This window comes from Streptomyces sp. NPDC002156, from assembly GCF_053593675.1.
On record NZ_JBSFDA010000068.1, the window covers coordinates 43035 to 50906 of the forward strand.

Here is a 7872-nt window from a genome sequence, read left to right on the forward strand (position 1 = left end):
CCCTGCGAGCCGCCCCCCGATATCCCGCACGTCATGTCCTCGTAACCAGTGATTCAGCCAGGCTTGCGAGGCTCACCCAATGACGCCCGCCGTGCCTGAGCATTCACCGCCCGCAGAGGGCACCCACGGGACCGGAGCCGCCCAGACGGTCCCGGCCGCGCTCCCGCCCGCGCGTTCCGACGCGCCCGTCCCGGCCCAGGCGCGGAACAATGGGGTCATGAGCCAGCCAAACGCCCAGTCGCAGGTACAGCACGCCCAGCCGTCCGTCGGTTCCCTGACCTCCCACCGGCCGCACACGGTGTCGGCCGTGGTCTCCGACCTGGAGCCGGACATCGACGCCGACCTCGACGAGTACGAGGAGGCGCCCTACGACGGCGAGCTGCTGCCGCAGGGCCGCTTCCTCGACCGGGAGCGCAGCTGGCTCGCGTTCAACGAGCGGGTGCTCGAACTGGCCGAGGATCCCAACACGCCCCTCCTCGAACGGGCTAATTTTCTCGCGATCTTCGCCAGCAACCTGGACGAGTTCTTCATGGTCCGGGTGGCCGGCCTCAAGCGCCGCATAGCCACCGGCGTGGCCACCCGCTCCGCCTCCGGCCTCCAGCCCCGCGAGGTCCTGGAGATGATCTGGGCCCGCTCCCGCGAGCTGATGGCCCGGCACGCAGCCTGCTACCAGGAGGACGTCGCCCCGGCGCTCGCCGAGGAGGGCGTGCACCTGGTCCGCTGGGCCGAGCTGACGGAGAAGGAGCAGGCCCGCCTGTTCACCCTCTTCCGCCACCAGATCTTCCCGGTCCTCACCCCGCTGGCCGTCGACCCCGCGCACCCCTTCCCGTACATCTCGGGTCTCTCCCTGAACCTCGCGGTGGTCGTACGGAACCCGGTGAGCGGACACCGCCACTTCGCGCGCGTGAAGGTGCCGCCGCTGCTGTCCCGCTTCCTGGAGGCCTCCCCGAGCCGGTACGTGCCCATCGAGGACGTCATCGCCGCGCACCTCGAAGAGCTGTTCCCCGGCATGGAGGTCCTGGAGCACCACGCCTTCCGCCTCACCCGCAACGAGGACCTGGAGGTCGAGGAGGACGACGCCGAGAACCTCCTCCAGGCCCTGGAGAAGGAACTGATGCGGCGCCGCTTCGGGCCGCCGGTGCGTCTGGAGGTCGAGGAGTCCATCGACCGGTACGTACTCGACCTGCTGGTACGGGAGTTGAAGATCACGGAGGCGGAGGTGTACCCGCTGCCGGGTCCCCTCGACCTCACCGGCCTCTTCGGCATCTCCTCCCTCGACCGGCCCGAGCTGAAGTTCCCCAAGTTCATCGCGGGCACCCATCGCGACCTGGCCGAGGTCGAGTCGGCGTCGGCCCCGGACATCTTCGCCGCCCTGCGCGAACGGGACGTGCTCCTGCACCACCCGTACGACAGCTTCTCGACCTCCGTCCAGGCGTTCCTGGAGCAGGCGGCGCTCGACGACGACGTTCTCGCCATCAAGCAGACCCTGTACCGGACCTCGGGCGACTCCCCGATCGTGGACGCCCTCATCGAGGCCGCCGAGGCGGGCAAGCAGGTCCTCGTCCTCGTCGAGATCAAGGCCCGCTTCGACGAGCAGGCCAACATCAAGTGGGCGCGCAAGCTGGAGGAGTCCGGCTGCCACGTCGTGTACGGCCTCGTCGGCCTGAAGACCCACTGCAAGCTGTCCCTGGTGGTCCGCCAGGAGGGCGACACGCTGCGCCGCTACTCCCACGTCGGCACCGGCAACTACCACCCGAAGACAGCCCGCCTGTACGAGGACCTGGGCCTCCTGACGGCCGACCAGCAGGTGGGCGCGGACCTCTCGGACCTGTTCAACCGCCTGTCCGGCTACTCCCGCCGAGAGACGTACCGCCGCCTCCTCGTCGCCCCCAAGTCCCTTCGCGACGGCCTGATCGCGCGGATCAACAAGGAGGTCCAGCACCATCGTGCCGGGCGTCCCGCGTATGTCCGCATCAAGGTCAACTCGATGGTGGACGAGGCGCTCATCGACTCGCTGTACCGCGCCTCCCAGGCAGGCGTCCCGTGCGACGTCTGGGTCCGCGGCATCTGCGCCGTACGGCCCGGGGTGCCGGGCCTCTCCGAGAACATACGGGTCCGTTCCGTCCTCGGCCGCTTCCTCGAACACTCCCGGGTCTTCGCCTTCGGCAACGGCGGCGAGCCCGAGGTGTGGTTCGGCAGCGCCGACATGATGCACCGCAACCTCGACCGCCGCATCGAGGCACTGGTCAGGGTCACGGACCCGGCCCACCGGGCCGCGCTCAACCGGATGCTGGAAACCGGTATGTCGGACACCACGCAGTCCTGGCACCTGGGCCCGGACGGCGAGTGGACCCGGCACGCGACGGACCCCGAGGGCCACCCACTGCGGCACGTCCAGGAGATGCTCATAGACGCCCGGAGGCGTAGGCGTGGCACAGCAACACCTTGAACCGACCGACCCCACGACGGCCGGACCCGTGACCGCCGACGCCCTGGCGGACTACCTGAGGGCGCAGGCGACGGAGTTCCTCCGCGCCCTGCGCCTGCACAGGGAGACAGGCACGGCCTCCTCCGCCCCTCCGGCGGAGGAACCCGTGGACGCGGCCCGCGCGCTGCGCCACGCGGCCCGCCGCATCACGGGCACCCTCCACACGTTCCGCCCGCTCCTCGACCCCACCTGGTCGGAGACGATGCACCCCGAACTGGCGTGGCTGTCAGGCACGCTGGCAAGGGAGCACGCGTACGCGGCCCGCTTGGAACGCCTGCTACTGGCGCTTCAGCGCTTGTCGGGGGCCGTACCGTTCCCGGCCCAAGCGGGCGCAAGCGCCGTTGTGGGCAGCCGAACCGCCCCCGCTGTGGGCAGTCGTTCCGCTGGGGCGGAACGGGTGGGCACAGCGGCACCCGGCACCGCCGGCCCCCCGACCCACCCGGCCACCCCGGACCGCAGCAACCTGACAGTAGGCGCCGCAAAAGCAGGCGCCCTACTCGAACGCCAGCTAACCCTCGCCCGCACCCGATCCCACTCGGCAGCCCTACAAGCCCTGGGCTCAAGCCGCTTCCACGCGGTAGCCGACAACGTCGCGGTCCTGGCCAGCGAGGTCCCCCTGACCCCCGCAGCCACCACCAACCCCACCGACCTACGTCCCTTGGCCGCCGCCGCAGACGAACGCCTCTGCGACGCCGTCACCGCCCTCCCCCTCCTCACCGCCGGCCACCCCTACAACGCCGAGGCCCTCATCCACGGCCTCTCCCCCGACCCGGCCCCCCACCCCCAGGACGCCCCCTGGCACCACGTGCGCCTCCTCCTGCGCCTGCGCCGCTACGCCCACGAGGTCCTGGACGGCGACGAGGCCCGCGTCGACGTACGCATGCTGACGGCCGGCACGGCGCTCAACCGCCACCGCGACGCCTCCGAGGCCGCAGCCGCAGCCGCAGCGGCGGCCCGCACCCCCCGCATCGCCCCGGCGACCGCGTACGCCCTCGGCGTGCTCCACGCCGACCAGCGCCACGAGGTCGAGGCGGCCCGGTTCGCGTTCCAGCAGTCCTGGGAGAAGAAGGCGATGAGCACGAGGTGACGTCCGCCGACGAACGCCCCGTATTCGCGGCGGGCTGCGTCCTGTGGCGCCGCTCGCCGGTGGACGGCGGCCTGGAGATCTGCCTGGTCCACCGCCCGAAGTACGACGACTGGTCGCACCCCAAGGGCCGGCTGAAGCACGACGAGGAGACCCTCGCCGCCGCCCTGCGCGAGGTCGAGGAGGAGACGGGCTACGAGGCCGCCCCCGGCGCCCCCCTCACGACCACCCACTACGAGGTCAACGGCCGCCCCAAGCAGGTGAGTTACTGGGAGGCGGAGGCCGTCTCGGGCGCCTTCGCCCCGAATGACGAGGTCGACCTCATCCTCTGGCTGCCCCCGGCGGCGGCCCGCGAACGCCTGACCCAGCCCCGCGACAGGGACCTGGTCGACGAGGCAGTGGCCCTGCGGCGGAGCCACTAGCCGGGGCGGCTAGGGCATGTCCCCCTGGTGGCCCTTGCCGTCCGTGCGGGCCATGCTGCGGGCCCGGCGGGCCGGTCCACGCCAGCCGCAGCTGCATCTCGCGAAGCAGAAAGGCCCGTGTTCCACCATGGAAACGGAGTGTTCTTCGGGGAACTGAGCCGATTCGCTTCGATCCTGCTGCGCCACACCGACCACGGTACCCACACCCGAGTAAAGGGCTGGTATCCGCGTGACAACCTCCCCCACCCCTCGTTAAGCGGAACGACAGGGGCCGTGGACCGACGGCCCGGCTTGGGGGTGGGCGGCGATGGACCGGCGGCGGCACTGGCGAGCGAACGGGGCGGTCGTGACGGCCGCCGTGACAACGGGTCTTCTGCTCTGCGCCACCGGCTGCACGGGCGGCGGCGAGGCCACCACCGGGGACGCGCGCCCGGCCACCGACGCGATCCGCGTCCTGCACGGCGCCGCCGCGGCCCTGGTCGACGCGGGCACCTCCCGGACCACCACCTCCATGGAGATGGCCACCGGCGGCACCCGGGTCACCATCCGGGGCGAGGGCGTCTACGACTACGGCAAGCAGCTCGGCCGCCTCAAGGTGCTCCTCCCCCAGGACCCGGCGGGCGCCAGCCCGCACCGCCCGATCACCGAACTCCTCGCCCCGGGCGCCCTGTTCATGAAGAACCGGGGTGCGGGCGTCCCCGCCGACAAATGGGTACGGGTGGACACGGCGACCCTGTCCGACGGCAACCTGGTGACAGGCGGCGCCACGGACCCGTTCGCCGCCGCCGAGGTCCTGCGCGGGACGCGCGAGGCGACCTACGTCGGCCGGACCAGGGTCGGCGGCACCGAGGTGCGGCACTACAAGGGCACGGCCGACCTGGCCAAGGCCGCGAAGAGCGCCTCACCGGGCAACAGGGGCCCGCTGGGAGCGGCGGCGAAAGGGTTCGCCACCGCCGAGGTCCCCTTCGAGGCCTACCTCGACGACGAGGGCCGTATCCGCAAGCTCCTGCACCGGTTCAGCTTCGTCAACGGGCAGCACAAGGGCACGGTCGCGGTCGCCTCGACGACGCTGCTGTACGACTTCGGGGCCCCCGTGCACGTACGGCTGCCGCGGCCTGCGGACATCTACGCGGGCCGGATCGCCGAGCAGTGAGACTGCCGTCCGGAAATGGGGGAAGGTGAGCCGGGCGAGCAACCCGGCCCGCCCGTGCTGCGTCCGCCGTAGCGCAAGGACTAGCCCGTCCGTGCCATGCGCGGTGTGTAGACCACTCCCTACTCTAGGAAGCGGTGACGGCAGAGAAGAGGTGATGCACGTGGCTCCGGTCGGCGGTACGGCAGTTCAGGACCACGTGGCCCTCGCCGAGATCGAGCTGTGCGGAGAGCTGATCATCGCGGCCTCGGCGGCCGAGGAGGAGCGGCTCAGTCTGGAGAGCATCGACGAGGTGCTGAAGGTGGCGGAGGAGCGCGAGGGACGCAAGGTCACGACGCCTGGCTGAAAAGCGACGGCGCCCCAGGCTGGACGGCCCCAGGCCTGGACGCCTGGTGGCTCAGGTACGCAGCAGACGACCGATCGCCTTGGTCGCCTCCTCCACCTTCGCGTCGATCTCCGTACCGCCCTTGAGGGCCGCGTCGGCGACGCAGTGGCGGAGGTGCTCCTCCAGGAGCTGGAGGGCGAAGGACTGCAGGGCCTTGGTGGAGGCGGAGACCTGGGTGAGTATGTCGATGCAGTAGACGTCCTCGTCGACCATCCGCTGGAGCCCGCGGATCTGCCCCTCGATCCGGCGCAGCCGCTTCAGGTGCTCGTCCTTCTGCTTGTGATACCCGTGCACGACGTCGTGCGTCTCCGCGCCGGCCTCGGTGGTCGTCATCGCGTGGTCCTCCCGTTGAACAAGCACCGTCGAACAAACATGAGACACAAAAGCGCCCATATACCCCTGCCGGGTATATGGTAACCAACTTTGCTGGGTATAGGGCCCTTGCCCGGTGCCGATCAGGCGGCCCGGACGTCGTTTCACCCAGGTGTAGACCACTGTGCAGCCCACGCTGTCCGATGGGCGACACTGGGGGACGACCCGTTAGCCGTGGCCGGATGTTGCGCCTAGCATCAGCCTGACCGAACCCGAAGGACTCCGAGGACCCCAAGTGCGATTTCGTCTGACCCCCAGGGAGACGAGCTTCTACGACATGTTCGCCGCGTCCGCGGACAACATCGTCACGGGCTCGCGACTCCTCATGGAACTGCTCGGGGCGGACGCCTCCGGCCGGGCCGAGATCGCAGAGCGTATGCGGGCCGCGGAACACGCCGGTGACGACGCCACACACGCGATCTTCCACCAGCTGAACTCCTCGTTCATCACACCGTTCGACCGCGAGGACATCTACGCGCTCGCATCGTCCCTCGACGACATCATGGACTTCATGGAGGAGGCCGTCGACCTGGTCGTCCTCTACAACGTGGAGGAACTGCCCAAGGGCGTCGAGCAGCAGATCGAGGTCCTGGCGCGGGCGGCGGAGCTGACGGCGGAGGCCATGCCGAACCTCCGCACGATGGAGAACCTCACGGAGTACTGGATCGAGGTCAACCGCCTGGAGAACCAGGCCGACCAGATCCACAGAAAGCTTCTTGCACACCTGTTCAACGGCAAGTACGACGCGATCGAGGTGCTGAAGCTCAAGCAGATCGTGGATGTGCTGGAGGAGGCTGCAGACGCCTTCGAGCACGTGGCGAACACGGTGGAGACCATCGCGGTCAAGGAGTCCTGACCCTTACATGGACACCTTCGCACTGATCGTGACCATCGGGGTCGCGCTCGGATTCACGTACACGAACGGCTTCCACGACTCGGCGAACGCGATCGCGACGTCCGTGTCGACCCGTGCCCTGACACCCCGGGCGGCCCTGGCGATGGCCGCGGTGATGAACCTGGCCGGGGCGTTCCTGGGCAGCGGGGTCGCGAAGACGGTCAGCGAGGGCCTGATCGAGACACCCGAGGGCTCCTCGGGCATGGCGATCCTCTTCGCCGCCCTGGTGGGCGCGATCACCTGGAACCTGATCACCTGGTACTTCGGCCTCCCGTCGTCCTCCTCCCACGCCCTCTTCGGCGGCATGGTGGGAGCGGCGCTGGCAGGCGGTACGAAGGTCTACTGGTCCGGGGTCCTGGACAAGGTAGTCATCCCGATGTTCGTCTCCCCACTGGTAGGCCTGCTGGCCGGCTACCTCGTCATGACGGCAATCATGTGGATCTTCCGCCGAGCGAACCCGTCGAAGGCAAAACGAGGCTTCCGCATCGCCCAGACAGTGTCCGCGGCGGGCATGGCCCTGGGCCACGGCCTCCAGGACGCCCAGAAGACGATGGGCATCGTGGTGATGGCCCTGGTCATCGCGGACGTCGAGGACTACGGCGACCCGATCCCGGTCTGGGTCAAGATCGCCTGCGCGGTGACCCTGTCCCTGGGCACGTACGCGGGCGGCTGGCGCATCATGCGCACCCTGGGCCGCAAGATCATCGAACTGGACCCACCCCAGGGCTTCGCAGCGGAAACCACAGGCGCGTCGATCATGTTCGCCACGGCGTACCTCTTCAAGGCCCCCGTCTCCACGACCCACGTGATCACCTCGGCGATCATGGGCGTGGGCGCGACGAAGCGGGTGAAGGCGGTGCGGTGGGGCATCGCCAAGAACATCGTCCTGGGCTGGTTCATCACGATGCCGGCAGCGGGGCTGGTGGCTGCGGCGGGCTACGGGGTCGTCTGGTTGGCGTTCCTGTAGCCGGACCTGGGGGCTGCCGCCCCCAGACCCCCCTACGGCCCTGAACGGGCCTAGTCCTCAAACGCCGGACGGGCTGGAAATGCGGGCCGGCGCTGAAAGACCAAGCCCC

The 7872-nt window shown here is 69.8% G+C and carries 8 protein-coding genes; 7 read left to right on the plus strand and 1 reads right to left on the minus strand.

The annotated features are described in order from the left end of the window. Nucleotides 1-217 precede the first annotated feature (217 nt). The 5 genes from ACWCRB_RS25940 to ACWCRB_RS25960 all read left to right on the plus strand — a co-directional run bounded on the left by ACWCRB_RS25940 (nt 218) and on the right by ACWCRB_RS25960 (nt 5490). Nucleotides 218-2449 carry an RNA degradosome polyphosphate kinase gene (locus ACWCRB_RS25940; protein WP_450998314.1) on the plus strand — a complete coding sequence of 744 codons (2232 nt, stop codon included), beginning with the start codon at nt 218-220 and terminating at the stop codon, nt 2447-2449. After that, nucleotides 2430-3575, plus strand: coding sequence for a CHAD domain-containing protein (locus ACWCRB_RS25945; protein ID WP_450998315.1), 1146 nt, complete (start codon nt 2430-2432; stop codon nt 3573-3575). The genes ACWCRB_RS25940 and ACWCRB_RS25945 overlap by 20 nt, the downstream gene beginning before the upstream one ends. Beyond that, the gene (locus ACWCRB_RS25950; RefSeq protein ID WP_450998316.1) at nt 3572-3994 is read left to right on the plus strand and encodes an NUDIX hydrolase; all 423 of its coding nucleotides are present in this window, start codon (nt 3572-3574) and stop codon (nt 3992-3994) included. Before ACWCRB_RS25945 ends, ACWCRB_RS25950 begins: the two co-directional genes overlap by 4 nt. A gap of 307 nt (nt 3995-4301) precedes the next feature. Beyond that, nucleotides 4302-5147: a hypothetical protein gene (locus tag ACWCRB_RS25955; RefSeq protein WP_450998317.1), complete on the plus strand. Its 846-nt coding sequence runs from the start codon at nt 4302-4304 to the stop codon at nt 5145-5147. 154 nt (nt 5148-5301) lie between these two features. After that, complete coding sequence (locus ACWCRB_RS25960) at nt 5302-5490, plus strand: hypothetical protein (RefSeq protein ID WP_450998318.1); 189 nt, start codon at nt 5302-5304, stop codon at nt 5488-5490. A 51-nt stretch (nt 5491-5541) separates the two neighbouring features. Here the strand turns inward: ACWCRB_RS25960 and ACWCRB_RS25965 are convergent, their stop codons facing one another. Next, nucleotides 5542-5862 (minus strand): metal-sensitive transcriptional regulator, encoded by a 321-nt coding sequence (locus ACWCRB_RS25965; RefSeq protein WP_235477083.1) that lies wholly within the window; start codon nt 5860-5862, stop codon nt 5542-5544. A gap of 274 nt (nt 5863-6136) precedes the next feature. Between ACWCRB_RS25965 and ACWCRB_RS25970 the strand changes: the two genes are divergently transcribed. Beyond that, complete coding sequence (locus ACWCRB_RS25970; protein ID WP_235477082.1) at nt 6137-6757, plus strand: DUF47 domain-containing protein; 621 nt, start codon at nt 6137-6139, stop codon at nt 6755-6757. Between the two features lie 7 nt (nt 6758-6764). Then, on the plus strand, nt 6765-7763 hold the full coding sequence (locus tag ACWCRB_RS25975) for an inorganic phosphate transporter (protein ID WP_369036129.1): 999 nt from the start codon (nt 6765-6767) through the stop codon (nt 7761-7763). Nucleotides 7764-7872: the final 109 nt, after the last annotated feature.

Bases quoted from the DNA above. Each gene is read 5' to 3' on its own strand.
- ACWCRB_RS25975 (WP_369036129.1), top strand. From the start codon at position 6,765: ATGGACACCTTCGCACTGATCGTGACCATCGGGGTCGCGCTCGGATTC.
- ACWCRB_RS25955 (WP_450998317.1), top strand. From the start codon at position 4,302: ATGGACCGGCGGCGGCACTGGCGAGCGAACGGGGCGGTCGTGACGGCC.
- ACWCRB_RS25960 (WP_450998318.1), top strand. From the start codon at position 5,302: ATGCACGTGGCTCCGGTCGGCGGTACGGCAGTTCAGGACCACGTGGCC.
- ACWCRB_RS25965 (WP_235477083.1), bottom strand. From the start codon at position 5,862: ATGACGACCACCGAGGCCGGCGCGGAGACGCACGACGTCGTGCACGGG.
- ACWCRB_RS25940 (WP_450998314.1), top strand. From the start codon at position 218: ATGAGCCAGCCAAACGCCCAGTCGCAGGTACAGCACGCCCAGCCGTCC.